A 1,410-nucleotide genomic window follows, 5' to 3' on the forward strand; every position below is an offset into this window, starting at 1 on the left:
CGAAGGGCGGGGGTGTTTTGAGCGCGGCACGCTGAACGCAGATAGAAAGGCAAACCGGAAGGGAGCCGCACTGTTCAATGTCCTCCTCATGGCGCGAGTAGCAAAACCAAGGTCAGAAACTTGAAGTGTCAATCACAAAGCAATAGGGAAGAACGACAAGGGAATGGCAGCACCGAAGCTTACCGCTCGGCCCATCTCCTCGCCTTCTCCATAGTTCTTCGGATGTATGCAGCTCTCTTGGAAGGGCTGGGATCGCGGGAGAGATAGTCGTCTTCAAGGGCACGCTCAATCCGGTCCTCGGTCATGCCATTGGCAAAAGCGGCGACACAGAAAGCGATGTCTGCGGCGGCGGGACAGTCCTGGTACTTGGTTGAGCTTCGGAATCGCTCAAGGGATAGGTTCGATAACCTCGGTCCCCTTTGGGGAGAAAAAGAACTTAGCAACCGCCTCGCCTCGCGTTCCTGCTCCCGTATTTCGTAGAGCTTCGTTATCTCCTGCCTGCTCGAAGGCCTGCGCCATCGGGTACTGCTGTCCGGTGTGGCTGTGAAGACGTACGAAAGGGAAGAGGCCGTCCGGTTTTCTGTATTTGGGTTTGGAATTGGTAAAGCCGGGAAGCCGCCCAAACCGCCTCCAGTCCGCCGCGGCTGGGGTCGGCATCGTATCGCCTCGCCAATGTCTGCGCGGCGAAAGTTCCGAGGAGCTTCGGAAATACTCTTGCGTGCTTGAGCCACGCCTGGAAGTTGCCGGGGCTAGTCTGGACAAGGGCGCACGGATTGAAGCCGTCGGCCGAGAGCCTTCCGAGTGAGGTCTCGTTGAGATCGTCGAGAGTGGTGAAGCGATGCTCGCCCGATGGACGAATGTAGATGTGCGAGCCGCGGGCATTGCGGTACTTGAGTAGAGAAAGCCTGTCTAGGACCGCCGCGGCTGAAATCCTGTCGAGTCCCGGAAGCATCCCCCGGTCACTCAGGACACCGACATCGTAGTACGGTGCCTCTATGGCTGTGAGCATATTGCGAATTGTGGATTGGGTTCTACCCATCGAAGTCATCCTTGAGATGTGTTTCACCGTGGGAGGGGAGCAGGGGAGGGAAAGGCCCCGCCGCCCACCTTTGAGTGGGCGAGTCTTGGCATCTACTATCTAAGCGAGATGAGAGGGGCGCTTTTTGACATCATCGGGGGCAATTTTTTTGCGACTAGTGGGGTTGCAAATGCAACCCTCGACTCAAACGGTTATCTCTTGCATGGGTGGTTCAAGGGGAAAAACCGAAGGGGTTTGTCCCCTTGCGCCCGCTTCAGGGGCCGCGTTGCGGCGTTACCCTGAAACGGGCGGCACTTGGTTATGCGTCCAGCATGAGGAGGACGGTGCGAACGCCTGTACCTGCGCCGATGAAAGTATCTGGAGGCAATTCT

General features: G+C 57.4%; 1 protein-coding gene and 1 pseudogene. Both read right to left on the bottom strand.

Annotation, left to right across the window (positions count from 1 at the left end):
• Positions 1-387: 387 nt before the first annotated feature.
• Positions 388-657 (bottom strand): DNA-primase RepB domain-containing protein, encoded by a 270-nt coding sequence (locus tag Q363_RS45105; RefSeq protein ID WP_245632607.1) that lies wholly within the window; start codon positions 655-657, stop codon positions 388-390.
• Positions 658-694: 37 nt separating this feature from the next.
• A pseudogene (locus Q363_RS45110) lies at positions 695-1,048 on the bottom strand (DNA-primase RepB domain-containing protein); the annotation flags it as partial.
• Between the last annotated feature and the right edge of the window lie 362 nt (positions 1,049-1,410).

This window comes from Edaphobacter aggregans DSM 19364, assembly GCF_000745965.1.
Lineage (GTDB): Bacteria > Acidobacteriota > Terriglobia > Terriglobales > Acidobacteriaceae > Edaphobacter > Edaphobacter aggregans.